Source organism: Cupriavidus sp. MPR-AND1C (genome assembly GCF_058809705.1).
Genome location: NZ_JBXASU010000017.1, coordinates 1 through 24768, shown reverse-complemented (window position 1 = coordinate 24768; position 24768 = coordinate 1). Strand labels below are relative to the sequence as shown.

The following is a 24768-nucleotide window of genomic DNA, read 5'->3' as shown; positions in this document are numbered from 1 at the left end:
TCAGGCGGAAGAAGTGGGACGGCGAGGTGGCGTCGCGGCGCTTGCGCGCAAGCCTGCCGGCTCGCGTTCGCGTTCGCCCTCGCCCTTGTCTTCGCCCTGGTAAGGCGGCAGCTCGCTGCCGCAGTGCTTGCAGTAGCCGGCGTCGGGATCGTGGCCTTGCGTCAGGCAGTGGCTGCAACTGCGCGTGGTCAGCGGCCGCTTCATGATGCTGGCGGCCAGCTCGGCGCCCACGATGCCGGTGGGGAAGGCGATGATGCCGTAGCCCAGCAGGATGGTCAGCGAGGTGATGAACTGGCCCAGCGGCGTCTTGGGCACCATGTCGCCGAAGCCGGTGGTGGTCAGCGTCACCACCGCCCAGTACATGCTCACCGGGATGCTGGTGAAGCCGTGCTGCGGGCCTTCCACCACATACATCACGGTGCCGAGGATCACGGTGATGATGAACACCGTGCCAAGGAAGACGAAGATCTTGCGCCGGCTGTTGGCCAGCGCTCGGTACAGGATCTGCGCCTCCTCGAAATACACCGTCAGCTTGAGGATCCGGAACACGCGCAGCAGCCGCAGCAGGCGCACGTCGATCAGGAACGCCAGCTCGGGCACGAAGAAGGCGAGCCACGTGGGGATGATCGACAGGAAATCGACCACGCCGAAGAAGCTGAACACATAGCGCAAGGGGCGGCGCACCACCACGATGCGCATCAGGTATTCGGCGGTAAACAACAGCGTGAACAGCCACTCGAGCACCGTGAACACGCGGCCCAGCCGCAGGTTTACCGCCGGCAGGCTGTCAAACATCACAATCAGCACGCTGGCCACGATGGCCAGCAGCAGAGTGATGTCGAACAGCTGTCCGTTGCGCGTGTCGGCCTCGAAGATGATGGTGTACCAGCGCTCGCGCCAGCCGGATTCGGGCTTGCCCAGGCGCTGGCGGGTTTGCGCGCTGCTGCGGGCGCGTTGCGTGGCGTTTGGAGCGGCCATGTTCAGAATCGCGGCAGGTCAGGGTGCGGCAGCAGGCCGCGCTTCACATGCATGCGGCCGTACTCGGCGCAGCGCGCCAGCGTGGGGATGGCCTTGTCGGGGTTGAGCAGGCGCGCCGGGTCGAAGGCCGCCTTGACACCAAAGAACAGCTCACGTTCTTGCGCGGAGAACTGCACGCACATGGAATTGAGCTTCTCCACGCCCACGCCGTGCTCGCCGGTCACCGTGCCGCCCAGCTCCACGCAGCTCTCCAGGATGTCGGAGCCGAACAGCTCGGCGCGGTGCCATTCGTCCTGGTCCGCACCATCGAACAGGATCAGCGGGTGCATATTGCCGTCGCCCGCGTGGAACACGTTCATGCAGCGCAGGCCGTACTTGCGCTCCATCTCCTCGATGCGCTTGAGCAGCGTGCCGATATGCTTGCGCGGGATGGTGCCGTCCATGCAGTAGTAGTCCGGCGAGATGCGCCCGGCGGCGGGGAAGGCGTTCTTGCGCCCGCTCCAGAAGCGCAGCCGTTCGGGCTCGCTTTGCGATACCTGGATGCGGCTGGCGCCGGACGCGCGCAGCACCTCGCTCATGCGCTCCACTTCCTCTGCCACTTCTTCCGGCGTACCGTCGGACTCGCACAGCAGGATGGCGGCGGCGTCCAGGTCGTAGCCGGCGCGCACGAATTCCTCGACCGCGGCGGTGGCGGGCTTGTCCATCATCTCCAGCCCGGCCGGGATGATGCCGGCGCCGATCACATCGGCCACCGCGTTGCCGCCCTTGGCCACGTCATCGAAGCTGGCCATGATCACCTGCGCCAGCTGCGGCTTGGGGATCAGCTTGACGCTCACCTCGGTGACCACCGCCAGCATGCCTTCGGAGCCGATCACGGCGGCCAGCAGGTCCAGCCCCGGCGCGTCGGGCGCTTCCGAGCCGAACTCCACCACTTCACCCTCCATGGTGACGGCGCGCACGCGCAGCACGTTGTGCACCGTCAGGCCGTACTTCAGGCAATGCACGCCGCCCGAATTCTCGCTGACGTTGCCGCCGATGGTGCAGGCGATCTGCGAGGACGGATCGGGGGCGTAATAGAGGTTGTACTGCGCGGCGGCCTCGGAGATGGCGAGATTGCGCACGCCGGGCTGGACCACCGCGGTGCGCGAACGCACGTCCACGCTGACGATGCGCTTGAACTTGGCCAGCGACAGCACCAGGCCGGTAGCAATCGGCATGGCCCCGCCGGACAGGCTGGTGCCAGCGCCGCGTGGCACCACGGGCACCTGCAGCGAGTGGCACAGGCGCAGGATGGCGCAGACCTGGTCCTCGTTGTCGGGCAGCGCCACGGCCATCGGCACCTGGCGGTAGGCCGCCAGGCCGTCGCACTCGTAGGGCACGGTGTCTTCGGGTTTCCACAACAACGCCGCGTCGGGCAGGATTTTCGCCAGGCCGGCGAGCAACGCGCTGCGGCGCGCGTCGTCGGCGACCAGTGAGACTTCGTGCGGGGCGTTCATGGCAACTCCTGTTGTGGCCGCCGGCGCACGCCATGGCAGGGCGGGCGCGGGTGGGGAGCAAGGACTATAGCGCAGCCAGGTGGCTGCGCAGTCCCGTGGCGACGTGAATTCCGCATGGCAGGCCGATCAAAATCGCTCATGACGGCATGGGCCCGAAACGTGCCATGCGGGCGGTGGCTGGCAGGATCCTCGCGGGCTGGCCGGTACCAATCCAGCTTAGCACCGGCGAGGCGCAAGGCGGCAATAGGGCGCTTTAATGTCCGCGCGGCGCCAGCATGTGCACCATTTCCAGCTTGTCGTGATAGTCCGGTGCCACATAGAGCGCCTGCGGCTCCACGCCGTAGCGCACGAAGCCCGTGGCCTCATAGAGCGCAATCGCTGGCGCATTGACGAGGTTGACGCAGAGCGTGACCTGGCGCAGCCCGGGCATGGCGGTGGCCACCGCCAACGCCTGTTCCATCAGTTGCCGCCCGAGGCGCCGGCCGCGATAGCCCGGCGCCACATACATGCCCCAGATAAACGCCTTGTGGCGCTGCTTGGCCTTGTCCTCGCGCATTACCCCGACCACGCCGGCCAGCGCGGTACCGCCCCCGGTGGCTTCAAAGGCGCCGATCACGGCCTTTTCGGGCGTTGCCTCAAGGCGGCCGGCGATGGTGGCCAGCGGCCGGTCACGCTCTTCCTCGAAGCTGGAACCGAAGGCAGCGGGCGCCTCCAGCAGGCCTGCGAGGCGCAGTGCCTGGAAGGCGCTAGCATCGGCGGAGGTGAGCAGGCGGATCTGCATGGGCATCATGTGCGCTCCTGATCGGCAATCACGGGCTGCAGTCTGGTGCGTCGTTCCCTATATACCTTGACTGCACATTGGATAACGGCCGTCGCGAGGATTGCCATGGGAAAGGCGATCGCGATGGTGCTTTGCGGCAAGAGCACGGCCAAGGTGAAACAGAACGCGACAAAGGAAATCAAGCCTGCCGCCATCGACGTCAGCAAGGCGACTACGAAGTCCGGGCCGGCTTCCCGGTGCGAGAACACCGACAGCACAATGCCAAGTACGGGGAATACGGCCAGCAGCCCGCTCCAGGTGGAGCCGATCGATGCCGACAGGGTTGTTACCGCGACCGTCAGTGCCGCACCGGCCAGCATGCGCATCAGCAGCCCCGCGCGAGATACGGGAGCCGCCCGCCCGGCGGGACCGGGCAGCGGAAAGAGCGACGGGCAGATGACTAGCGTGAGCAGCGCCAAGGCCAGAGCGGTGAAGGGTGAGAAGGGCAGCTTGTCAAGCAACGCCGCCGCGGCCAGCCAGGCACCCAAGGCAGCCGTCAGCGCCAGCGGCCAGCCGTGCCGGCGGCAACTCCATGCATAGGCCAAGCTGAACGCGACCGATGCGAACACGGCGCAGAGGCTGCTGGTAGCCGCCGCTGCGGCAAACGGCGCGCCACGTTCCAGCGCGATCAGGAACAGGATCGGACCAACCACCACGGGCATGCCGGCCAGCAGGCCGGCCACGCTGGGGCCCCAGCGTTTGCCTGCCATGGAGATGCATGCGATGAAGCCGGGCACCAGTAACAGCTTCAGGGCGAGCATTGGCAGGATTCCTCTTCGTTGAGGTTCAGGTTTGGGTTTGGCGGTGCTACCAGTCCAGGCTGAGCAGCCAGTCGACGAAATACCGCGCCTCCGGCTTGAGCGGTGCCTGTTCGCGCTCGACGATGTAGTAGCCGTGCGGCGACACCGATTCGATATCCAGCAGCCGCACCATCTGGCCCAGCGACAGCCAGTGCCGGGCCATGCGCTGGCGCACCAGCGCCACGCCCTGGTTGGAGGCGATGGCTTCGAGCATCAGGCCGATGTCGTTGAACTGCGGGCCGGTCTGGGGCTCGGGCCAGTCCAGGCCGGCGGTCTCGAACCAGGGCTTCCAGGGTTCCAGCGGGCTGCGCAGCAGCACCAGGTTGTGCAGGTGCTCGGGCCTGGTGATGGCGCGGCCATCAATGCGCTCGTAGTATTCGCGCCCGCAGGCCGGGAACACGGGCTCGACCAGCAGCCTGGTGGTTTTCAGGTCGGGGTAGCGCCCCGTGCCATAGCGGATCTCCACATCGGTGTCTTCCGCCTTCACGTCGAGGAAGGGGATGGCCAGGTGCAGTTCGGTGTCGATGTGCGGGTACAGCGCCGTGAACTCGGGCAGGCGCGGCACCAGGTGCTGGCGGCCGAAGGTGGGCGGGATTGCCACGCGCAGGCGGGTGCGCAGCTTGTTGTACTCTGGCCGGGCCAGTTCGTTGAGCGCCTTGAGGGCATCCTGCACACTGCGCAGGTAGCGCGTGCCAGCGGCTGTCAGCCGCAGCGCGGCGTTGGCGCGCACGAACAGGTCCTCGCCCCACAGCTCCTCCAGGTTCTTGATGCGGTGCGACACCGCGCTGGGCGTGACCGACAGCTCCTCGGCCGCGCGCGCGAAGCTGCCCAGCCGGGCGGCGGCTTCGAACGCGATCAGCAGGTGCAGCGGCGGGACGCGGTTGAACACGGATGCCATGGCGCGCGCGCCCTTAGCGTACCGGGCGGAAGATCTTGCCCGGGTTGAGGATGTGGTTGGGGTCGAGCGCGTTCTTGATGGCGCGCATCAGGTCGAGCGCGTCTTCGCCGTGCTCGCTGACCAGGAAATCCATCTTGTGCAGGCCCACGCCGTGCTCGCCGGTGCAGGTGCCGCCCATGGCCAGCGCGCGCTCCACGATGCGCCGGTTGATGGTTTCGGCCTCGGCGAGCTCCTCGGGCTTCTCAGGGTCGGTGAGGATCGCGACGTGGAAGTTGCCGTCGCCCACATGGCCCACGATGGGGCAGGGCAGGCTGGACGCGTTGAGGTCACGCTCGGTCTCGGTCACGCAATCGGCCAGGCGGGAGATCGGCACGCACACGTCGGTGGTCACCGCCTTGCAGCCCGGCTTGAGCTGCAGCATGGCGAAGTAAGCGGTATGGCGCGCGTTCCACAGGCGGCTGCGGTCTTCCGGCCGCGTGGCCCACTCGAAGCCCTGGCCACCATTGTCGGCGGCGATCTGCTGCACGGTCTCGGCCTGCTCCTTGACGCCGGCCTCGGTGCCATGGAATTCGAAGAACAGGTGCGGCGCCTCCGGCATGGACAGGTTGTCGTGCCGGTTGATGGCGCGGATGGCCAGCGCGTCGACGAACTCCACGCGCGCAACGGGCACGCCCAGCTGGATGGTCTCGATGGTTGCCCGTACCGCGCTGCCCATGCTGGGGAAGCTGCAGATGGCCGCCGAGATGGCTTCGGGCTGCGGGTACAGCCGCACCGTCACCTCGGTGATGATGCCCAGCGTGCCTTCGCTGCCGATCATCAGGCGGGTCAGGTCGTAGCCGGCGGAGGACTTGCGGGCGTGGGTACCGGTCTTGATGATGCGGCCGTCGGCGGTGACCACCGTCAGCGCCAGCACGTTCTCGCGCATGGTGCCGTAGCGCACCGCGTTGGTCCCGGAGGCGCGCGTGGCGCACATGCCGCCCAGCGAGGCATCGGCGCCCGGGTCGATCGGGAAGAACAGGCCGGAGTCCTTGATTTCCTGGTTCAGCTGCTTGCGGGTCACGCCCGGCTGCACCGTCACGTTCAGGTCTTCGGGTTGCACCGACAGCACCTTGTTCATCTCTGACAGGTCCAGGCTGATGCCGCCGGCTACCGCCAGCAGGTGGCCTTCGAGCGAGGAGCCGGCGCCGTAGGCGATCAGCGGCACACGGTGCTCGTTGCACAGGCGGGCCACTTCGGCAACTTCCTCGGTGGTGTGGGCGAAGACCACGCCGTCCGGCGCTGCCGGCGGGAAGGGCGACTCGTCGCGGCCGTGGTGGTCGCAGACACCGGGGGAGGTGGAGAAGCGTTCGCCGAAGCGGGCCTGCAACGCGTCGCGCACGGCGACGGGCAGCGGTTGGCGCACCAGTGCGGCGTGGGGAAGGGGTTGGTTCATGGCGTCTCCGGCGGGTCTGTGGGGGCCGGGGACGCGCAGCGCCGGCCATGGCAAGGCCGCGCTGAACGGCGCCGGCAATCGCACCCGGTAGCGTATCAAGCGAATCCCGTTATTCTACGCCGCGCCCGGGGCGGCTCGCTGGGCGGGCGCCGCAACCGCCACCCGGCGCCGGGCAGCGCCGGGCTGCGCGCTCACGCGAAGGGCCGGATGCGCGCCATAATGCTGGATTCGCCAACGCAGGAGACCCGCATGGGCCATCGCCTCTCCAAGATCGCCACCCGCACCGGAGATGCCGGCACCACCGGGCTTGGCGACGGCAGCCGCACCAGCAAGGACAGCCTGCGCATTGCCGCCATCGGCGATGTGGACGAGCTCAACTCGAACCTTGGCGTGCTGCTCACCGAGATGCTGCCCGACGACGTCCGCTCGGCTTTGCTGCATATCCAGCACGATCTGTTCGACCTTGGCGGCGAGCTCTCCATCCCCGGCTACGTGCTGGTCAAGCCCGAGCAGGTGCTGCAACTGGACGAATGGCTGGATCACTACAATGCCAACCTGCCACGCCTGGCCGAGTTCATCCTGCCGGGCGGCAGCCGGGCGGCGGCGGTGGCGCATGTGTGCCGCACGGTGTGCCGGCGCGCCGAGCGCGCGCTGGTGGCGCTGGGCGCGCAAGAAGCCCTGAACGAGGCGCCCCGCCAGTACCTGAACCGCTTGTCCGACTTGCTGTTCGTACTGTCGCGCGTGCTCAACCGGGCCGGCGGGGGCAGCGATGTCCTATGGCAGCGAGGCCGTTAGCCGCCACTGTTTTAAATGACGCAAGAAGCACAAAAACCACGCTTGGCGCGCAACGTCTCCTAACACCCTTCAACTTGGCCAGCCAGCCAGCCGTTGATCAGAGGGAGAAGCCGAGGAATTTAGTCGGAATTGCACTTCTGGCCCTTGAAATGGCCCCGGACGGCCACATTTCGGCCTCAGGATGAATTGCAGTCCCCGCGGATAGCGGGGCTCAAGAGGAGAGAATAATGGGTAAGATCATCGGTATCGACCTCGGTACCACCAATAGCTGCGTCGCGATCATGGAAGGCAATACGCCCAAGGTGATCGAAAATGCCGAAGGCACGCGTACCACCCCTTCGATCATCGCCTACATGGAAGACGGCGAGATCCTGGTGGGTGCGCCTGCCAAGCGCCAGGCGGTGACCAATCCGCGCAACACCCTGTATGCGGTGAAGCGCCTGATCGGCCGCAAGTTCGAAGAAAAGGAAGTGCAGAAGGACATCGGCCTGATGCCGTACACCATCGTCAAGGCCGACAACGGCGACGCATGGGTGTCCGTGCGCGACCAGAAGCTGGCACCGCCGCAGGTGTCCGCCGAAGTGCTGCGCAAGATGAAGAAGACCGCCGAAGACTACCTCGGCGAGCCGGTGACCGAAGCCGTGATCACGGTGCCGGCTTACTTCAACGACTCGCAGCGCCAGGCCACCAAGGATGCTGGCCGCATCGCAGGCCTGGACGTCAAGCGCATCATCAACGAGCCGACCGCGGCCGCGCTGGCCTTTGGCCTGGACAAGAACGAAAAGGGCGACCGCAAGATCGCCGTGTATGACCTGGGTGGCGGCACGTTCGACATCTCGATCATCGAGATCGCCGACGTTGACGGCGAGAAGCAGTTCGAAGTGCTGTCGACCAATGGCGACACCTTCCTGGGCGGCGAAGACTTCGACCAGCGCATCATCGACTACATCATCGGTGAGTTCAAGAAGGACCAGGGCGTCGACCTGTCCAAGGACGTACTTGCGCTGCAACGCCTGAAGGAAGCCGCTGAAAAGGCCAAGATCGAACTGTCTAGCTCGCAGCAGACCGAAATCAACCTGCCGTACATCACGGCGGATGCCTCCGGTCCGAAGCACTTGAACCTGAAGATGACCCGCGCCAAGCTGGAATCGCTGGTCGAGGAACTGATCCTGCGCACCATCGAGCCGTGCCGCATCGCCATCAAGGACGCCGGCGTCAAGGTCAGCGAAATCGATGACGTGATCCTGGTCGGCGGCATGACCCGCATGCCCAAGGTGCAGGAACAGGTCAAGGAGTTCTTCGGCAAGGAAGCGCGCAAGGACGTGAACCCGGACGAAGCCGTTGCCGTTGGCGCCGCGATCCAGGGTTCCGTGCTGTCGGGCGACCGCAAGGACCTGCTGCTGCTGGACGTGACGCCGCTGTCGCTGGGTATCGAAACCCTGGGTGGCGTGATGACCAAGATGATCACCAAGAACACCACCATCCCGACCAAGCATGCGCAGGTGTTCTCGACCGCCGACGACAACCAGCCGGCCGTGACCATCAAGGTGTTCCAGGGCGAGCGCGAAATGGCCACCGGCAACAAGCTGCTGGGTGAGTTCAACCTCGAAGGCATCGCGCCGGCCGCACGCGGCACGCCGCAGATCGAAGTCTCGTTTGACATCGACGCCAACGGCATCCTGCACGTGGGCGCCAAGGACAAGGCGACCGGCAAGGAAAACCGCATCACCATCAAGGCGAACTCGGGCCTGTCGGAAGACGAGATCCAGCGCATGGTGAAGGACGCCGAGGCCAACGCCGAAGAAGACAAGAAGGCCCGTGAGCTGGCGGATGCCCGCAACCAGGCCGACGCGCTGATCCACTCGACCAAGAAGGCTGTCACCGAATACGGCGACAAGCTGGAAGCGGGCGAGAAGGAAAAGATCGAAGCCGCGATCAAGGAGCTGGAAGACGCCGCACGCGGCGGCGACAAGGCCGAGATCGATGCCAAGGTCAGCGCGCTGTCCGAAGCCAGCCAGAAGCTGGGTGAGCGTGTCTACGCGGACATGCAGGCCCAGGCCGGCGAAGCGGGTGCGGCTGGCGCCGCGGCCGGTGCCGGTGCCGGTGCAGCCGGCGCGGGCCATCAGCAAGCCCATCCGCAGGACGACAACGTCGTGGACGCCGAGTTCAAGGAAGTCAACGACAAGAAGTAATGGAAGAGCGGGGCGGGGGCGCGGTGCGCAACACCAGCGCCAGCCCCCATCCCGACGCCGGGCGACGGACATTGGACCAAGCGGGTTACCGCCGTCGAATGCCTCGCTCGGCTTTTTTGCTATTTCGCCCGGGCGGGCTTTGGACGCTTCCGGGCCCATCAGGTAAGCAGCCACCATGGCAAAACGTGACTTTTACGAAGTGCTCGGGGTGGGCAAGAACGCCGGCGACGACGAGATCAAGAAGGCCTATCGCAAGCTGGCGATGAAGCACCACCCGGACCGCAATCCGGACAGCAAGGATTCCGAAGAGAAGTTCAAGGAGGTCAAAGAGGCCTACGAGATGCTTTCGGACCCCGAGAAGAAGGCAGCCTACGACCAGTACGGCCACGCCGGCGTCGACCCCAACATGGCGGGCGGCTTCGGCGGCGGCGGCCAGGCCTACGGCGGATTCGCCGAAGCCTTCGGCGACATCTTCGGCGATATTTTTGGCCAGCAAGGCGGCCAGGCTGGCGGCGGACGCCGTGGCGGCGGCGGCCCGCAGGTGTACCGCGGTGCCGACCTGCGCTACAGCATGGAAATCACGCTGGAGCAGGCCGCCCACGGCCATGACGCGCAGATCCGGGTGCCCCACTGGGACGAGTGCGAGCATTGCCACGGCAATGGCGCCGAGCCCGGCACCAACGTCGAAACCTGCCCGACCTGCCATGGCGCGGGCCAGGTGCGCGTGTCGCAAGGCTTCTTCTCGATGCAGCAGACTTGCCCCAAGTGCCACGGCACCGGCAAGCACATCCCCAAGCCGTGCACCAAGTGCCACGGTCAGGGCAAGCTGAAGTCGCAGAAGACGCTGGAAGTGAAGATTCCCGCCGGCATCGACGAGGGCATGCGCATCCGCTCCTCGGGCAATGGCGAGCCGGGCATCAACGGCGGCCCCCCGGGCGACCTGTATGTGGAAGTTCACATCAAGCAGCACGCGGTGTTCGAGCGCGACGGCGACGACCTGCACTGCCAGATGCCGATTTCCTTCGCCACCGCGGCGCTGGGCGGCGACCTGGAAGTGCCCACGCTGGGCGGCAAGGCCAGCTTCCCGGTGCCGGAAGGCACCCAGCCCGGCAAGACCTTCCGCCTGCGCGGCAAGGGTATCAAGGGTGTGCGCTCGGGCTACCCCGGCGACCTCTATGTGCACGTGAACGTGGAAACGCCGGTCAAGCTGACCGAGGCGCAGAAGGACATCCTGCGCCAGTTCGACCGCTCGGTGCATGAAGGTGGCTCGCGCCACAGCCCGCAGGAGCAATCCTGGCTGGACAAGGTGAAGAGCTTCTTCAGCTGATACGGCCTGGGGCATGCGGCCGGCCACGCTTTGATGCGTGGCCGGCTTTTTTGTTTTTTGGGCGCCGCTCAAACGCTGGCTTCACTTCAAGCAGGTCCGGGCCAAGCCACCCCTGTCCCCGGCCCTCTGCCCCTGAGGGGATAGGGCCGGGGACAGGGCGGGCGCGCGATAATGCGATGTCGCCCGCCTCCCGGCGACCTCAATTTACGCTGGTGATTTCCCGTGGCAGTTTCCCCGATCCGCACGTTCCCCTCCCCGGCCAATGCCGAGCCTTTCGTCCTGCTCGACAATGCCATCGCCGCGCCGGGCGAGGCGGCATCGCGCCTGTACACCGGCTTTGCCCGTGAAGACGTGCTGCCGGATGCCTCCGCGCTCGGCACGCTCGATGCCTTGCTGGCCGATGGCTGGGGCCAGGGCTGGCACGCCACGCTGTTTGCGCCTTATGAATTCGGCGGCCCGCTGGTTGGCGCGGCGGTCCATGTCGATTGCGCATTGCCCTTGCACGATGGCGCGCTGCGCCTGCTGTGGTTCAGGCAGATGAATCGGCTGGACAAAGCGCAGGTCGCGCAATGGCTGGCGCGCTCCCCGGACCAGCCGGCCGGCTTGATGGATGTCCTGGCCGACACGCCGGAGCCGGCTTTTCACGCCGCCATTGCTCGCATTCACCAATGGATCGAAGCTGGCGACACCTACCAGGTCAACTTCACGCAGCGCCTGCGCTTTGCCGAGTTTGGCGATCCGCTGGCGCTCTATGCCGCCTTGCGTGCCGCCCAGCCGGTGCCCTATGGCGCGCTGGCGCGGCTGCCGGGCGATGGCTGGGTGCTGTCGCTGTCGCCGGAGCTGTTCGTCCGGCATGACGGCCAGGGCCAGTTGCTCACCCGCCCGATGAAGGGCACGGCGCCGCGCACGGGCGACGACGCGCGCGATGCCGAGGCCGCGCTGGCGCTGGCGGCCGACGCCAAGAACCGCGCCGAGAACGTGATGATTGTCGACCTGTTGCGCAACGACCTGGGCCGCATCGCGGTGCCGGGTACGGTGGCTGTGCCCGATCGCTTCGTGGTGCAGCCCTTCGGCCAGGTGCTGCAGATGACCTCCACCGTGACCGCCAAGGCACGCGCCGGCACCAGCCTGGCGGATCTGATGCGCGCGCTGTTTCCCTGCGGCTCCATCACCGGCGCGCCCAAGCGGCGCACCATGGAGATCATCGGCGAGCTGGAGCGCGCGCCGCGCGGTCTTTACACCGGCTCGCTCGGCTGGATCGATGCGCCTGGTGAAGGGCAAGCGCAGGCATGGCCGGGTGCCTTTGCGCTGTCGGTCGCCATCCGCACGCTGGTATTGGGCGCGCAGGGCGCCGACGGACTGCGCGCGGGTGAGATGGGCGTGGGCGGTGGCATCGTGCACGACAGCGACGCCGCGGGCGAATTTGCCGAGTGCGGCTGGAAGGCGCGCTTCCTGACCGCGCACGATCCGGGCTTTACCTTGTTCGAAACCATGCGGGTGGAAGACGGGGAGTGCCAGCGCCTGGATCAGCATCTGGCGCGGCTGGCGGCTTCCGCTGCGTGCTTCGGCTTTGGGTTTGAGCGCGCTCGTGCGTTGGCGTTGGTGCAGGCGGCCGTGGTGGAGCTCGGGGCCGGCACCTGGCGCCTGCGGCTGGCGCTGGACAAGGCGGGCAGCTTCACCGTTGCCCACGGCCCGCTGGCGCCGCTCGCCGCAGTCCCGGTGCGCGTAGTGCTGGCCGCGCAGGCGCTGCCGGTCGCGCACGCGTTGCGCCGCCACAAGACCAGCGCGCGCGCCGTCTATGATGCGGGCTGGCAAGCGGCCGAGCGCGCCGGCGCCTTCGACAGCCTGTTCTTCAACACACGAGGCGAACTGCTCGAAGGCGGCCGCAGTTCCGTGTTCGTCAAGGTGGAAGGCGAGTGGCTGACGCCGCCGCTGGCCGCCGATATCCTGCCCGGGGTGATGCGCGCTGCGGTGCTAGGCGATGGTGCACGCTACCTCGGCGCGACGGTGCGCGAGGCGGTTGTCACGCAGGCCATGCTGCTGAGCGCGGAGGCACTAGCGCTGGCGAATTCGTTGCGGGGCGTGCTATTGGCGGAGTTGCCGGCAACAGCCTGAGCCAGGCGTTCAGGGGTGGCGCGTATCCAGCCGCCCGTCGCCAAGCTTCCAGCGCACCACGCCCGGCAGGTTGATCAGCTCGCGATCGTGGCAGACCATCACCACGCTGCGGCCTTCGGCGGCCAGGTCCTGCACCAGGCCGATCACCTGTTCGCGAGCGTGGCCGTCCAGGCTGGAGGTGGGCTCGTCCAGCAGCAGCAAATCGGGCTCCAGCACCTTGGCGCGGGCCAGTGCCACGCGTTGCACCTCGCCGCCGGACAGGCATTCGGGGGCGGTATCCTGCACGTGCGTGATGCCGGCCCAGCCCAGCGCGGCTCCCACGCGCCGCCTGACTTCGTCGTCGGGCATGCCGCGCGCCTTCAGGCCATAGGCGATGTTCTCGCGCACCGAGGTGCGAAACAGGTAGGGATGCTGGTGCAGGTAGGCAATGCGCTGGCGTAGCGCGGCGGGCAGCGGATCGAGTGCGGCGTTGCGCGGCGTGCCGTCCGCGCCGGTCCAGGCCACGCTCGCGCCGGGTGCGCGCTCCAGCCCCGCCACCATGCGCAGCAGCGTGCTCTTGCCCGCGCCATTGACACCGGTCAGCACCACCACAGCGGCGCGCGGGAAGGCAAGCTCGGCAATATCGAACAGCCGCCGCGCGCCTACCTGGCGCTGCAAGCCGCGCACCGTCAGCAGCGGTGGCAGCTGGGAAGGCGGCAACGCCTGCCCGTCAGGCGTGCGGCGCGCGGGCAGGGTGCTCATCGGCGAAATCCTCCCGCGCCTTGCAGCCACGCCAGCATCACATTGACGAGCACTGCCAGTGCGATCAGCACAACGCCCAGCGCAATACCCTGGGCGAATTCTCCCTTGCTGGTTTCCAGCGCGATGGCGGTGGTGATGGTCCGGGTGGCGCCTTCGATATTGCCGCCGATCATCAGCGCCGAGCCGACTTCCGCAATGACCCGCCCAAAGCCCGCCACCAGTGCGGCCATCAGGCCAAAGCGCAGCTCGCGCAGGACGGTGAAAAAGGTCCGCCAGCGCCCGGCGCCCAGTACCCAGGCGGTTTCGCGCAGCCGCGCATCCGCCCCCTGCAGGGTGGACAGGGCAAACGCCAGCACCACCGGGAAGCCGATCACCGCCTGCCCGAGCACCATGCCGCTGCGGGTAAACAGCAGGGAGAAACTGCCCAGCGGCCCGTGGCGGGTGAACAGCAGGTAGAGGATCAGCCCGACCAGCACGGTCGGCAAGGAGAGAAAGGCCTGCGCCATCACCACCACCACACGCCGCCCGGGAAAATCGTGGGTGGCGATCAGGTAGGCCGCGCCGATGGCCGGCACGGCGGCCAGCGCCAGCCCGAGCACGGCTACCACCAGCGAGGTCCAGACGATGAACCAGATGGCGCCGTCACCGTTGGCCAGAAGCGCAAAGGCCGCAGCGGTGGCGGCACCGATCTCCATTGCCGGCGCGCGCTCAGGCCGAGAAGGTGTGCTCGGCGGCCGGGAAGCTGCCATCCTTCACGGCCGCCACGTAGGCGCGCACGGCGGCCTCGATCGAGCCGGCGCCTTCCATGAAGTTGCGCACGAACTTGGCCTTGCGGCCCGGGTAGACGTTGATCATGTCCTGCAGGACCAGCACCTGGCCGGAGCAATCCGCGCCGGCGCCGATGCCGATGGTCGGGATCGTCAGCAGGCCGGTGACCACGCCGGCCACAGCCGCCGGCACCGCTTCCATCACGATCAGCTGGGCGCCCGCGGCTTGCAGCGCGAGCGCGTCGCGCTTGAGCTGCGCCGCGCTCTCGTCGGTCTTGCCCTGCACCTTGAAGCCGCCCAGCGCGTGCACCGACTGCGGCGTCAGGCCAATGTGGCCGCACACCGGAATGCTGCGCTCGACCAGGAACTTGACGGTGGGCGCGAGCCAGTCGCCGCCCTCCAGCTTGACCATTTGCGCGCCGGCCCGCATCAGCGCGACGGCGCTGGTGAAGGTGGCTTCCGGCGTGGGATAGGTGCCGAATGGCAGGTCCGCCACCAGCAGCGCGCTCTGGTTGCCGCGTGCCACGCATTCGGTGTGATAGACAACCTGTTCGAGCGTCACGGGCAGCGTGGTCTGCTGGCCTTGCATGACATTGCCAAGGGAGTCGCCGACCAGCAGCACCTCGACCCCGCAGTAGTCGAGCAGCGCGGCGAAGCTGGAGTCGTAGGCGGTCAGCATGGCGATTTTTTCGCCAGCGGCGCGCATCGCTTGCAGCTTGGGGATGGTGACGGTCTTGCGTGAGGGGTCGAGGAGGTAACTCATGACGTTGGGCCGGTAGAGAGACGGGAGCCGGGCCGGCCGCGATGCGGCAGTGCATTCATGATCGGTGCATCAACGCATCTGCATCCGTGCGGCAAGGCCTTTTGCCCCTTTCAGTTCGTACTGCGCGAGGCGCTCGGCCCCAGGATGGGGCCACGGGATTCGCGGCAGCGACTGCTGTCGTTATGGTGAAGGCTGGCAGGCGGGAGAGCCTGTCAGGGCGCAGCGAGATTGAGAAAGGCCTTGCGGCCACGCATGTTTTCGATGCGCGACAGTAGTGTACGGAAATCGGCGTCGTTGTCTACCGGGCTGAAGTGGGCGGTGTCGACGATCATGACCGGTGCCTCGTCGTAGCGATGGAACAGCTCGCCGTAGGCATCCGACAACCGCTCCAGATAGGCATCGTCGATGCTGGACTCGCCAGGCGCGTTGCGCCGGGCGATGCGCTCGCGCAGCAGCGCGGGTGAGGCCTGCAGTACGATGACGAGGTCTACGCGCTGGCCTTGGGCCGGCAGGCGCGCGGCGAGGGCGTCGTACAGCGCCAGTTCGTCCTCGGGCAGGGTCAGCCCGGCGTAGAGGCGGTCTTTGTTGTGCAGGAAATCGCCCACCATGCGCTGGCCCGCCAGCAGTGCCGCCTGCCAGGCCATGAGCTGCTGCGCGCGCTGGTTCATCAGCGACAGCTGCAGCGGCAGCGCGTATCGCGCGGGCTCGCGGTAGTAGCGTTCAAGGAAGGGGTTTTCACGCGCCGCATCGAGCAATTCGCCGGTGCGCAGGGTTTGCGCCAGGCGTTGTGCGAGCGCGGTCTTGCCGGCTCCGATGGGGCCTTCCACCACAATGCGGCGCAAGTGTTCGAGCATGGGCGGGTCCGGTCGGCTAAGGGGGAACTACATAGTACAGGGCGGACAAAGCGGGACCGGCTTGCCGCTGCCGGCCATGGCTTCAGGAATCGCTGCGCGCGTCCAGTTGCCGCGTGCACTTGCAAAAGGAGACCTTCTCGACGCGCTGCGCGCTGACCGCGGCCAGGTAATCCGCCGCAGGGCCAAGGCCGGGGATAACCAGTTCGGCATCCAGCTCAAGCAGCGGCACCAGCGTGAAGGCGCGCTCTGCCAGGCGTGGATGCGGCACCACCAGCTTTTCGCCCTGGTGGATTTCGTCGCCAAAGACCAGCAGGTCCAGGTCGAGGGTGCGTGGCGCGTTGCGGAAAGGCCGCTCGCGGCCGAACTGATCCTCGATGTGGTGACAGATGCGCAATAGCTGGGCGGCAGTAAACGAGGTCTCTACCTTGACCACCGCGTTGTAATAGTCGTTGCCCGCCGCATCGACCGGGGCCGTGCGATAGAGCGACGATCTCGCCAGCACCGTGATGCCGACCTGCTGGGCCAGGCACACGATGGCATCTTTCAGAGCCTGCCGGGCGTCACCCAGGTTGGCTCCGATGCCGATAAAGGCAAGTGTCATTACGATTCCTCCGGCTGGACGCGTACCTTGCCGGTTTTCCGGTCTGCAGTGGAGCCGGATTCCTGGCTCGCGTCCATATCACTCCGCGGAGAAACTTTATCCGATTTCCGCGGACTGCGCCGACGGCGCTTCTTGCGTGCCGGGCCGCCGCTATCGCCGCTGTCGCCATCTCCGGCGGGCTCAAAGCCGTCGGCATCGCCCGCGCCGCCGCTGCCGCCGCCGCCTTGCCTGCCGGCGCCGCGCACCGGGCGCACGGCCTCGATCAGGTCCTCGCGGCCGTGGCTATCGGCATCCTGGAAGTCTTGCCACCATTTCGCCAGTTCGGCCGGTTGCTCGCCGGATTCGCAGCGCAGGTAGAGGAAATCGAAGCCGGCGCGAAAGCGCGGCGATTCGATCAGGCGGAACGGCATGCGGCCCACGCGCTTCTCGAAGCGCGGCTGCATGCCCCAGATGTCCCGCATGTCGGTGACAAAGCGGCGCTGGATGGCGAGCTGGCCGGTCTGGCGCTCCAGCACGTCGTCCATGGCGATATTGAGCGCGGCGATGGCATGTTCGCCTTCCTCGCGCAGCGTGGTCCAGCGCTGCAGCACGTGGTGCCATAGCAGCGCGGCAAACAGGAAGCCCGGCGAGACCGGTTTGCCAACCTGCACGCGCTGGTCCGTGTTGTCCAGCGCTAGTTGCACGAAGCGCTGGCCCATCGGCTGCTCCAGCGCGACATCCAGCAGTGGCAGCAGGCCCCGGTGCAGGCCGGCCTTGCGCAGCTCCTGCAGCGACGCCCAGGCATGGCCCGACATCAGCAGCTTGAGCATCTCGTCGAACAGGCGCGCGCTGGGCACATTGTGGATCAGCGAGGCCAGGTCGGCGATCGGCTGGCGGGTGTCCTCGTCGATCGTGAACCCGGTCTTGGCGGCGAAGCGCACCACGCGCAGCATGCGGATAGGGTCTTCGCGGTAGCGTGTGACCGGATCGCCGATCATGCGCAGCGTGCGCGCGCGGATGTCCTCCATGCCCTGGTGGTAGTCGTACACCAGTTGCTGGGCGGGGTCGTAGTACATCGCGTTGATGGTGAAGTCGCGGCGTTCCGCGTCTTCGGCCTGCGAGCCCCACACGTTGTCACGCAGCACGCGGCCAGAGGCATCGATCGCGTGGGTCTTGCTGTCGAGCTCGGAGCGCTTGAGGCGGCGCCCTTCGGGCAAGGTCTCGCTGGCGACCGCGTCGACCAGCGCGCGGAAGGTGGAGACCTCAATGATTTCCTGCTCGCGCCCGCCATAGAACGTCACGTGCACGATCTGGAAGCGCCGGCCGATGATGCGCGAGCGGCGGAACAGCGCCTGCACCTGGTCAGGCGTGGCATTGGTGGCGACGTCGAAGTCCTTGGGCTTGATGCCCAGCAACAGGTCGCGTACCGCGCCGCCGACGATAAACGCCTCGTAGCCTGCCTGCTGCAGCGTGGAGGTGACCTTGATGGCGTTGCGCGAGATCAGCGACTGGTCGATCTGGTGCTCGGCATGCGCAACGATATTCGGCGTATGGGCGCGCTGGCCGCGGCGTTTGACGGGGCGCTGCTGGGTGCCCGGCTTGCCTAGCAGCCGGTTGATTAGCTTTTTGATCACGTCAGAACAGGTCCATGATGCGCCAGCCTGACGCGGCGGCGTGGTGACGCAGGCGATCGTCCGGGTTGGCGGCGATCGGCTCGCTGACCTTCTCCAGCAGCGGCAGGTCGTTGGCCGAATCACTGTAGAAGGTGGTGTTTTCGAAGGCATCCCATTGGGTGCCCATGCTCTTTAGCCAGGCTTCCACCCGGGCTATCTTGCCCTCGCGGAAGCTGGGAATGCCAGCCACTTCGCCGGTGAAGGCGCCGTCGGGCTTGCCGTTGGCGGTGGCCGGCTCGGTGGCGATCAGGTGCTTGATGCCGAAGGCCGCCGTGATCGGGGCGGTGACGAAACTATTGGTGGCGGTGACCACGGCGCACAGGTCGCCGGCGTCGAGGTGCTTGTAGACCAGTGCGCGCGCCTGCGGCGTGATGACCGGATCGATCACTTCACGCATGAACTGGCTGCGCAACGCTTCCAGGCGGTCGCGCGGATTGGCCGCCAGCGGCGCTAGCGCGAAACGCAGGAAAGCCTGGATATCCAGGGTGCCAGCCTTGTAATGGCCGAAGAACTCGTCGTTCCTGCGGCGGTAGAATTCCTCGTCGACAACGCCCAGGCGCACCAGGAAGCGGCCCCATTCGTGGTCGCTGTCGGTCGGGAGCAAGGTGTGGTCGAGGTCGAACAATGCCAGATTCATGGGCGGCGATTTTACATTAACGTGACTGTGAGAGCTTTCTTAACGTCTCCGGATGCCAACAAAGGCAAGCACGGTGCATGCCATGGGTCACGCGCACTGGCGCGCAGGCCCTGGTTCACTCGCGTAACTCGGCAAACATTTCCCGCAGCAGGGGCAGCGTGACGGCACGCTTGCGCTCCAGCGAATAGGTGTCCAGCGCGTCCAGCAGCGCCATCAGGCTGGGCATGTCGCGGTACTTGCGCGTGACCAGCCAGTGCGGGATTTCCGGCGAAAGCTGCAGCCCGCGCTCGCGCGCGGCCTGCACCAGCGCCGCCATCTTGTCCTCGTCCGACAGCGGTGCCAACTGATAGACCAGGCCCCAGCCCAGCCGCGTGCGCAGGTCCTCGCGCACCGGCATGGCCAGCGGCGCCTGGCTGCCGGCCACCACGATGGCGGTGCGCACGTGAGCCCGCACCTCGTTGTAGAGCGAGAACACGGCGATCTGGCGCGCTTCGTCGAGCAGCTCCACATCGTCCACGGTGTAGAGTTGGCAGCTCGGGTCGAAGATGAAGTCCGACAAGGCGTGATGCGGGCTCAGGTAGCGGCAACGGATGCCGGCCTGGTAGCCGCTGTCGCAGACCGCATGCAGCAGGTGGGTGCGGCCCGAGCCCACTTCGCCCCACAGGTAAATCAGGCGGTCGGCGGCCCGTTCCTGCGCCACCGCCGTGGCCAGGTCGCGCAGGCGCTGCACCGGCTCGCGGTTGACCGCAACGAAAAAATTCTCGAAGGTCGAGGGCGGCGGACTGCCAAGTTCAAGCGATAGCTGCTTGGGACGCTGAAACATGACTTATCGATTACTTTGGGTGCGGATCATCTGTCAGGTAAACGCGTCGCGGCTGGCATGCGCTGACCGCCTGTAGGGCGCGGGCAGAACGGCCGGTGGCTGCCGGAATCATCTTCATCGGGAATGGCTGCGGACGATACTTCATGACACGGAACACCGGAAACTGGAAGCCGGAAGCCCGTATCCGTTAAAATTGCAATTCTACTGGACTCGCGGCCGCAAATCGCCGTCGTGAGCGCCGCATTCCTCACTTCATACTCCAGGAAAAGCAGGTTCCCATGAGCGCATCCCCCACTTCCGGCCAGGCAGGCCTCTCCTACCGCGATGCCGGCGTCGATATCGACGCGGGCGACGCGCTCGTCGACCGCATCAAGCCGTTCGCCAAGCGCACCATGCGCGAAGGCGTGATGGCCGGCATCGGGGGCTTCGGCGCGCTGTTCGAACTGTCCAAGAAATACAAGGAACCTGTGCTGGTCTCCGGCACCGACGGGGTGGGCACCAAGCTCAAGCTGGCCTTCCAGCTGAACCGCCACGACACCGTGGGCCAGGACCTGGTTGCCATGAGCGTCAACGACATCCTGGTGCAGGGCGCCGAGCCGCTGTTCTTCCTCGACTACTTCGCCTGCGGCAAGCTCGACGTGGAAACCGCGGCGACCGTGATCAAAGGCATCGCCCACGGCTGTGAGCTGTCCGGCTGCGCGCTGATCGGTGGCGAAACCGCCGAAATGCCCAGCATGTACCCCGATGGCGAGTACGACCTGGCCGGCTTCGCGGTTGGCGCCGTGGAGAAGAGCCGCATCATCGACGGCACCACCATCGTGCCGGGCGACGTGGTGCTGGGCTTGGCTTCGTCGGGCGCGCACTCCAACGGCTACTCGCTGGTGCGCAAGATCATCGAAGTGGCCAAGCCGGACCTGAACGGCGACTTCCACGGCCAACGCCTGCAGGATGCCATCATGGCGCCCACCCGCATCTACGTGAAGCCGCTGCTGTCGCTGATCGAGACGCTGCCGGTCAAGGGCATGGCCCACATCACCGGCGGCGGCCTGACAGAGAACGTGCCGCGCGTGCTGGCGCAGAATGTGACCGCCGTGCTGCAGCGCGACGCCTGGGCCCTTCCGCCGCTGTTCCAGTGGCTGCAAACCCAGGGCAACGTCGCTGACGACGAAATGCACCGCGTGTTCAACTGCGGCATCGGCATGGTGGTGATCGTCGCCAAGGAAGACGCCGACCGCGCCATTCGCCATCTGCAAGCCGCTGGCGAAGCCGTGTGGCAGATCGGCGAGATCCGCGAGCGTGAAGAAGGCCAGGCACAGACCATCGTGGCCTGAGCGGTCCCGCTCCAATAAAAAAACGGCGCATGCTCAGGCATGCGCCGTTTTTTTTATGCCCGCCGGGCGCTGAACGAAGCCTGCGGGACAGGCCATGACCGTTTGCAATGGCGATGATCTGCCCAGTTACTCCGTCGCGCCCAGCTTCGCCAGCGCGTCCCCGGTCACCCGGCAAATGCGCCAGTCCGGCATCACGTCCGCACCCATTGCCCGGTAGAAATCAATGGAAGGCGTGTTCCAGTCCAGCACGCTCCATTCGAAGCGGCCGCAGCCGCGCTCCACCGCCAGCGCCGCAAGATGCTTGAGCAGGACCTTGCCCAGCCCATGGCCGCGCCAGGCGGGGTCGACATAGAGATCTTCCAGATACAGCCCGGGCTTGGCCAGGAAGGTCGAGAAATTGTGGAAGAACAAGGCGAACCCGACGGCCTGCGGGCCCTGGGTGCCGGGGACTTCCACCAGCACAGCCTCGGCATGCGGGCGCGGGCCAAACAGCGCCTCGCGCAGTTTTTCCGGCGTGGCTTCGACCAGGTGGGTGAGTTTCTCGTATTCGGCCAGTCCCGTGATCAGCGCGAGCAAGGTTTCGCAATCGTCGGAAGTGGCGGGGCGCAGTACGAAATCGGTGGCAGGCATGGCGGGATTTGACGTCATCGGCAAGATACAAACGACGATTATCGCTTATTCGTCACACCTGTCCCGCATTCCCCATTCCCCATTGACGCTACGCTTGCCCGATCCGCGCCAGCCGCGCCACCTGCGCGACGTAGTCCGGCGCCAGGCAGTCCACAACCTCACGCTCGGGCGTGCTGCGCAGCCAGGTCAGCTGGCGCTTGCAGAGCTGGCGGGTGGCGGCCAGGCCGCGCTCGCGCATGGTGTCGAAATCGGTCTCGCCGTCGAGGTATTCCCACACCTGCCGGTAGCCGACGCAGCGGATCGAGGGCAGCGCGGGCTGCAGGTCGCCGCGCGCGCGCAGCCGTTGCACTTCCTCGATAAAGCCGCCAGCCAGCATGGCGTCGTAGCGGGTGGCGATGCGCGCGTGCAGCACGGCGCGGTCCGACGGCTCCAGCGCGATCACGCGGTAGCGCAGGTCGGCCGCGCCGGCAAAAGTGCGCTCGTCGGCCTGCCGCGCCAGCAGCGCCGACATGGGCTGGCCGGACAGGCGGTGGATCTCCAGTGCGCGCTGGATGCGCTGGGCATCGTTGGGTGCGAGGCGCGCCGCAGTGACCGGATCGACCTCGCCCAGCATGGCGTGCAGCGCCGGCCAGCCGCGCTCGGCGGCCAGCGCGTCCAGTTCGGCACGCAGCGCCGGATCGGCTTGCGGGAGGTCGTTCAGGCCCTGCGTCAGCGCCTTGTAGTACAGCATGGTGCCGCCGACGATCAGCGGTTCGCGGCCGCGCGCGCGGATCTCCACGATCAGCCGCTCGGCGTCGGTGACGAACTGGGCAGCCGAGTAGCTATCGGCCGGGTCGATGATGTCGATCAGGTGGTGTGGCACCGCGGCCAGCTCGGTGGGCGAGGGTTTGGCGGTGCCGATGTCCATCTCGCGATAGACCAGGGCCGAGTCCAGGCTGATGATCTCGATCGGCGTTTGCGCGGCCAGCGCCAGTGCCGCGGCGGTCTTGCCGGAGGCGGTGGGGCCGAGCAGGCAGACCACCGGCGCGTGGGCTGATGCGGGCGCGGCGGTGCCGCTGGGTGAGGCTGTTGTCATCAAGTCGTTGGGCAAGCGGCTTACTGCCCGCGCAGGAACAGGCGATCGAGTTCCGCCACGGTCAGCTGCACCCAGGTGGGCCGGCCGTGGTTGCACTGGTCGGCGCGCTCGGTCTGCTCCATCTGGCGCAGCAGCGCGTTCATTTCTTCCAGCGTGAGCTTGCGGTTGGCACGCACCGCGCTGTGGCAAGCCAGCGTGGCCAGCAGTTCGTTCTGGCGCTCGACCAGCACGCGCGAGCCGCCGAAGGCTTGCAGGTCGCGCAGCACGTCGCGCGCCAGGGCTTCGGTGTCGGCCTGCTTGAGCAGCGCGGGAATCGCGCGGATTGCCAGGGTGGTGGGCGAGACCTGCGCGATGTCGAAGCCGAGCAGGGTGAGGGTTTCCTGGTGCTCCTCGGCCGTGCCGATTTCCACCGGGCTGGCTGTGAGCGTGACCGGGATCAGCAGCGATTGCACCGCGAGCTCGCGCGCTTCGAGCGCGGTCTTGATCTGCTCGTAGAGGATGCGCTCGTGGGCGGCGTGCATATCCACCAGCACCAGGCCGCGCGCGTTCTGCGCCAGCACATAGATGCCGTGCAGCTGCGCGATGGCATAGCCCAGCGGGCTGGCCTCGTCTTCGGGAAGTTCCTGGCGGGCCAACTGGTCCAGCAGGCCGGGCGGGTCGTTCTCGCGCGCGGCTTGCGCATCGGCCAGCCAGGCCGGCGGCGCGGCGCCCTGGCCGTCCGGCGGGACATAGGCAGCGGGAGAGCGTGAAAACCCGCCGCCCGGCTGGATCGCGTCGCGCACCATGCCGAGGTAGGCCTGCCGGGGCTGGGCCACGCCGAGCTCGGTCTGCCGTGCGGCGGCAGTGTAGTCGACCCATGGGCGCGGGCTGGCGCCGCCGCCCATGCCGCCACCCATGCCGCCGCTTCTGCCGGATCCGGCGAAGCCACTGGAGCCACTGGAGCCACCGCCAAAGCTTCGCGCACCCGGGAATCCGCCGGCGCCGCCAATCGGCTCGGCCGCCGCCGGATTGTTCGAGTCGACCGACGTATGCAGGCTGTCGCCCTGCTCGCCGGCCTGCCGCGCCAGGCAACGCTGCACGGCGTGGTAGACAAACTGGTGCACCGAGCGCGATTCGCGGAAACGCACTTCGATCTTGGACGGGTGCACGTTCACGTCCACCATCTCGGGAGGCAGGTCCATGCACAGCACATAGGAGGGGAAGCGGTCGCCGTGCAGCACGTCCTGGTAAGCGCTGCGCACCGCGTGGGTCAGCAGCTTGTCTCGCACGTAGCGGCCGTTGACGAAGAAGAACTGCTGGTCCGGGCGCCCGCGCGAGGCGGTGGGCAGCCCGGCAAAGCCGTACAGGTGCAAGGTGCCGGCCTCTTCATCCAGCGGCAGCCGGGCGTTGGCGAAGTCGGCGCCCAGCACCTGGGCGGTGCGCGTGGCGACGTCGCCGGCGTTCCAGTGCTCCATCGGCTTGCCATTGTGATGGACCGAGATGGCCACGTCCGGGCGCGCCAGCGCCGCGCGCCGCACCATCTCCAGGCAGTGGCCAAACTCGGTTTGTTCGGATTTCAGGAACTTTCTGCGCGCTGGCGTGTTGAAGTAAAGGTGCTGCACGTCGACGGTGGTGCCCACGCCGCCGGATGCGGGCTGTACCACGCCGGTGTCGGCGATCACCTGCATCGCGTGGGTATCGCTGGCGGTGCGGCTGGTCAGGGTCAGCTCGGATACCGAGGCGATCGAGGCCAGTGCTTCGCCGCGAAAGCCGAGCGTCAGCACCGCTTCAAGCTCGTCCAGCGAGGCGATCTTGCTGGTGGCGTGGCGCTTGAGCGCGACCGGCAGTTCATCGGCGGGAATGCCGCAGCCGTTGTCGGCAATCACGATGCGGCGCACGCCACCTTCCTCCAGGCGCAGGTTGAGCTGGGTGGCGCCGGCGTCCAGCGCGTTCTCCAGCAGTTCCTTGACCACGGAGGCGGGGCGCTCCACCACCTCGCCGGCCGCGATCTGGCTGATCAGCTGGTCGGGCAGGGGGCGGATGGGACGGAGCGGCTGGGCGG

The 24768-nt window shown here is 67.1% G+C and carries 22 protein-coding genes; 5 read left to right on the top strand and 17 right to left on the bottom strand.

The window, feature by feature from the left end:
* The 6 genes from AC1RWI_RS12205 to AC1RWI_RS12180 all read right to left on the bottom strand — a co-directional run bounded on the left by AC1RWI_RS12205 (position 1) and on the right by AC1RWI_RS12180 (position 6424).
* On the bottom strand, positions 1–978 hold the full coding sequence (locus tag AC1RWI_RS12205) for an ion transporter (RefSeq protein WP_492866651.1): 978 nt from the start codon (positions 976–978) through the stop codon (positions 1–3).
* 2 nt (positions 979–980) lie between these two features.
* Positions 981–2474: an FAD-linked oxidase C-terminal domain-containing protein gene (locus AC1RWI_RS12200; protein ID WP_492866649.1), complete on the bottom strand. Its 1494-nt coding sequence runs from the start codon at positions 2472–2474 to the stop codon at positions 981–983.
* Between the two features lie 253 nt (positions 2475–2727).
* Positions 2728–3264, bottom strand: coding sequence for a GNAT family N-acetyltransferase (locus AC1RWI_RS12195; protein WP_492866647.1), 537 nt, complete (start codon positions 3262–3264; stop codon positions 2728–2730).
* Positions 3261–4055, bottom strand: coding sequence for a hypothetical protein (locus AC1RWI_RS12190; protein WP_492866645.1), 795 nt, complete (start codon positions 4053–4055; stop codon positions 3261–3263). The genes AC1RWI_RS12195 and AC1RWI_RS12190 overlap by 4 nt, the downstream gene beginning before the upstream one ends.
* 46 nt (positions 4056–4101) lie before the next feature.
* Positions 4102–4992: a LysR substrate-binding domain-containing protein gene (locus tag AC1RWI_RS12185; protein WP_492866643.1), complete on the bottom strand. Its 891-nt coding sequence runs from the start codon at positions 4990–4992 to the stop codon at positions 4102–4104.
* Between the two features lie 13 nt (positions 4993–5005).
* Entirely contained in the window at positions 5006–6424 is a 1419-nt protein-coding gene (locus AC1RWI_RS12180; protein ID WP_043349411.1) for an FAD-binding oxidoreductase, read from the bottom strand.
* Between the two features lie 249 nt (positions 6425–6673).
* Between AC1RWI_RS12180 and AC1RWI_RS12175 the strand changes: the two genes are divergently transcribed.
* The 4 genes from AC1RWI_RS12175 (at position 6674) to pabB (ending at position 12853) form a co-directional block, all read left to right on the top strand.
* Complete coding sequence (locus AC1RWI_RS12175) at positions 6674–7219, top strand: cob(I)yrinic acid a,c-diamide adenosyltransferase (RefSeq protein ID WP_043352306.1); 546 nt, start codon at positions 6674–6676, stop codon at positions 7217–7219.
* A 185-nt stretch (positions 7220–7404) separates the two neighbouring features.
* Entirely contained in the window at positions 7405–9411 is a 2007-nt protein-coding gene (gene dnaK / locus AC1RWI_RS12170) for a molecular chaperone DnaK (protein ID WP_330218526.1), read from the top strand.
* 175 nt (positions 9412–9586) lie between these two features.
* Entirely contained in the window at positions 9587–10738 is a 1152-nt protein-coding gene (dnaJ, locus tag AC1RWI_RS12165; protein WP_043349404.1) for a molecular chaperone DnaJ, read from the top strand.
* A gap of 222 nt (positions 10739–10960) precedes the next feature.
* Positions 10961–12853, top strand: a complete 1893-nt coding sequence (gene pabB, locus AC1RWI_RS12160; RefSeq protein WP_492866640.1) for an aminodeoxychorismate synthase component I — start codon at positions 10961–10963, stop codon at positions 12851–12853.
* A gap of 9 nt (positions 12854–12862) precedes the next feature.
* Here pabB and AC1RWI_RS12155 read toward each other — a convergent pair whose 3' ends face one another.
* The 8 genes from AC1RWI_RS12155 to hda all read right to left on the bottom strand — a co-directional run bounded on the left by AC1RWI_RS12155 (position 12863) and on the right by hda (position 19691).
* The gene (locus AC1RWI_RS12155; RefSeq protein ID WP_236701928.1) at positions 12863–13594 is read right to left on the bottom strand and encodes an ATP-binding cassette domain-containing protein; all 732 of its coding nucleotides are present in this window, start codon (positions 13592–13594) and stop codon (positions 12863–12865) included.
* Positions 13591–14289 (bottom strand): ABC transporter permease, encoded by a 699-nt coding sequence (locus AC1RWI_RS12150; RefSeq protein WP_043349402.1) that lies wholly within the window; start codon positions 14287–14289, stop codon positions 13591–13593. The genes AC1RWI_RS12155 and AC1RWI_RS12150 overlap by 4 nt, the downstream gene beginning before the upstream one ends.
* A 13-nt stretch (positions 14290–14302) precedes the next feature.
* Positions 14303–15124: a 3-methyl-2-oxobutanoate hydroxymethyltransferase gene (gene panB / locus AC1RWI_RS12145; RefSeq protein WP_043349399.1), complete on the bottom strand. Its 822-nt coding sequence runs from the start codon at positions 15122–15124 to the stop codon at positions 14303–14305.
* 212 nt (positions 15125–15336) lie between these two features.
* On the bottom strand, positions 15337–15978 hold the full coding sequence (locus AC1RWI_RS12140) for a deoxynucleoside kinase (protein WP_043349396.1): 642 nt from the start codon (positions 15976–15978) through the stop codon (positions 15337–15339).
* 82 nt (positions 15979–16060) lie between these two features.
* On the bottom strand, positions 16061–16579 hold the full coding sequence (gene folK / locus AC1RWI_RS12135; RefSeq protein ID WP_043349393.1) for a 2-amino-4-hydroxy-6-hydroxymethyldihydropteridine diphosphokinase: 519 nt from the start codon (positions 16577–16579) through the stop codon (positions 16061–16063).
* Positions 16579–18192 (bottom strand): polynucleotide adenylyltransferase PcnB, encoded by a 1614-nt coding sequence (pcnB, locus tag AC1RWI_RS12130; RefSeq protein WP_492866639.1) that lies wholly within the window; start codon positions 18190–18192, stop codon positions 16579–16581. The genes folK and pcnB overlap by 1 nt, the downstream gene beginning before the upstream one ends.
* A gap of 1 nt (position 18193) precedes the next feature.
* Positions 18194–18868 (bottom strand): histidinol-phosphatase, encoded by a 675-nt coding sequence (locus AC1RWI_RS12125; protein WP_043349387.1) that lies wholly within the window; start codon positions 18866–18868, stop codon positions 18194–18196.
* A gap of 115 nt (positions 18869–18983) precedes the next feature.
* Positions 18984–19691 (bottom strand): DnaA regulatory inactivator Hda, encoded by a 708-nt coding sequence (gene hda, locus AC1RWI_RS12120; protein WP_043349383.1) that lies wholly within the window; start codon positions 19689–19691, stop codon positions 18984–18986.
* Between the two features lie 278 nt (positions 19692–19969).
* On the opposite strand from hda, the gene purM reads away from it, so the two are divergent.
* Entirely contained in the window at positions 19970–21022 is a 1053-nt protein-coding gene (purM, locus tag AC1RWI_RS12115) for a phosphoribosylformylglycinamidine cyclo-ligase (protein ID WP_043349381.1), read from the top strand.
* A gap of 126 nt (positions 21023–21148) precedes the next feature.
* On the opposite strand, the gene AC1RWI_RS12110 is transcribed toward purM, so the two are convergent.
* The 3 genes from AC1RWI_RS12110 to mutL all read right to left on the bottom strand — a co-directional run.
* On the bottom strand, positions 21149–21652 hold the full coding sequence (locus AC1RWI_RS12110; protein WP_043349377.1) for a GNAT family N-acetyltransferase: 504 nt from the start codon (positions 21650–21652) through the stop codon (positions 21149–21151).
* An 88-nt stretch (positions 21653–21740) separates the two neighbouring features.
* Positions 21741–22727 (bottom strand): tRNA (adenosine(37)-N6)-dimethylallyltransferase MiaA, encoded by a 987-nt coding sequence (miaA, locus tag AC1RWI_RS12105; RefSeq protein WP_492866637.1) that lies wholly within the window; start codon positions 22725–22727, stop codon positions 21741–21743.
* Between the two features lie 20 nt (positions 22728–22747).
* The coding region (mutL, locus tag AC1RWI_RS12100) for a DNA mismatch repair endonuclease MutL (RefSeq protein ID WP_492866635.1) at positions 22748–24768 on the bottom strand (2021 nt) is incomplete at its 5' end.

Coding starts and splice junctions, on each gene's coding strand:
- AC1RWI_RS12205 (WP_492866651.1), bottom strand. CDS start 978: ATGGCCGCTCCAAACGCCACGCAACGCGCCCGCAGCAGCGCGCAAACC.
- AC1RWI_RS12200 (WP_492866649.1), bottom strand. CDS start 2,474: ATGAACGCCCCGCACGAAGTCTCACTGGTCGCCGACGACGCGCGCCGC.
- AC1RWI_RS12195 (WP_492866647.1), bottom strand. CDS start 3,264: ATGATGCCCATGCAGATCCGCCTGCTCACCTCCGCCGATGCTAGCGCC.
- AC1RWI_RS12190 (WP_492866645.1), bottom strand. CDS start 4,055: ATGCTCGCCCTGAAGCTGTTACTGGTGCCCGGCTTCATCGCATGCATC.
- AC1RWI_RS12185 (WP_492866643.1), bottom strand. CDS start 4,992: ATGGCATCCGTGTTCAACCGCGTCCCGCCGCTGCACCTGCTGATCGCG.
- AC1RWI_RS12180 (WP_043349411.1), bottom strand. CDS start 6,424: ATGAACCAACCCCTTCCCCACGCCGCACTGGTGCGCCAACCGCTGCCC.
- AC1RWI_RS12175 (WP_043352306.1), top strand. CDS start 6,674: ATGGGCCATCGCCTCTCCAAGATCGCCACCCGCACCGGAGATGCCGGC.
- dnaJ (WP_043349404.1), top strand. CDS start 9,587: ATGGCAAAACGTGACTTTTACGAAGTGCTCGGGGTGGGCAAGAACGCC.
- AC1RWI_RS12155 (WP_236701928.1), bottom strand. CDS start 13,594: ATGAGCACCCTGCCCGCGCGCCGCACGCCTGACGGGCAGGCGTTGCCG.
- AC1RWI_RS12150 (WP_043349402.1), bottom strand. CDS start 14,289: ATGGAGATCGGTGCCGCCACCGCTGCGGCCTTTGCGCTTCTGGCCAAC.
- panB (WP_043349399.1), bottom strand. CDS start 15,124: ATGAGTTACCTCCTCGACCCCTCACGCAAGACCGTCACCATCCCCAAG.
- AC1RWI_RS12140 (WP_043349396.1), bottom strand. CDS start 15,978: ATGCTCGAACACTTGCGCCGCATTGTGGTGGAAGGCCCCATCGGAGCC.
- folK (WP_043349393.1), bottom strand. CDS start 16,579: ATGACACTTGCCTTTATCGGCATCGGAGCCAACCTGGGTGACGCCCGG.
- AC1RWI_RS12125 (WP_043349387.1), bottom strand. CDS start 18,868: ATGAATCTGGCATTGTTCGACCTCGACCACACCTTGCTCCCGACCGAC.
- hda (WP_043349383.1), bottom strand. CDS start 19,691: ATGTTTCAGCGTCCCAAGCAGCTATCGCTTGAACTTGGCAGTCCGCCG.
- purM (WP_043349381.1), top strand. CDS start 19,970: ATGAGCGCATCCCCCACTTCCGGCCAGGCAGGCCTCTCCTACCGCGAT.
- AC1RWI_RS12110 (WP_043349377.1), bottom strand. CDS start 21,652: ATGCCTGCCACCGATTTCGTACTGCGCCCCGCCACTTCCGACGATTGC.
- miaA (WP_492866637.1), bottom strand. CDS start 22,727: ATGACAACAGCCTCACCCAGCGGCACCGCCGCGCCCGCATCAGCCCAC.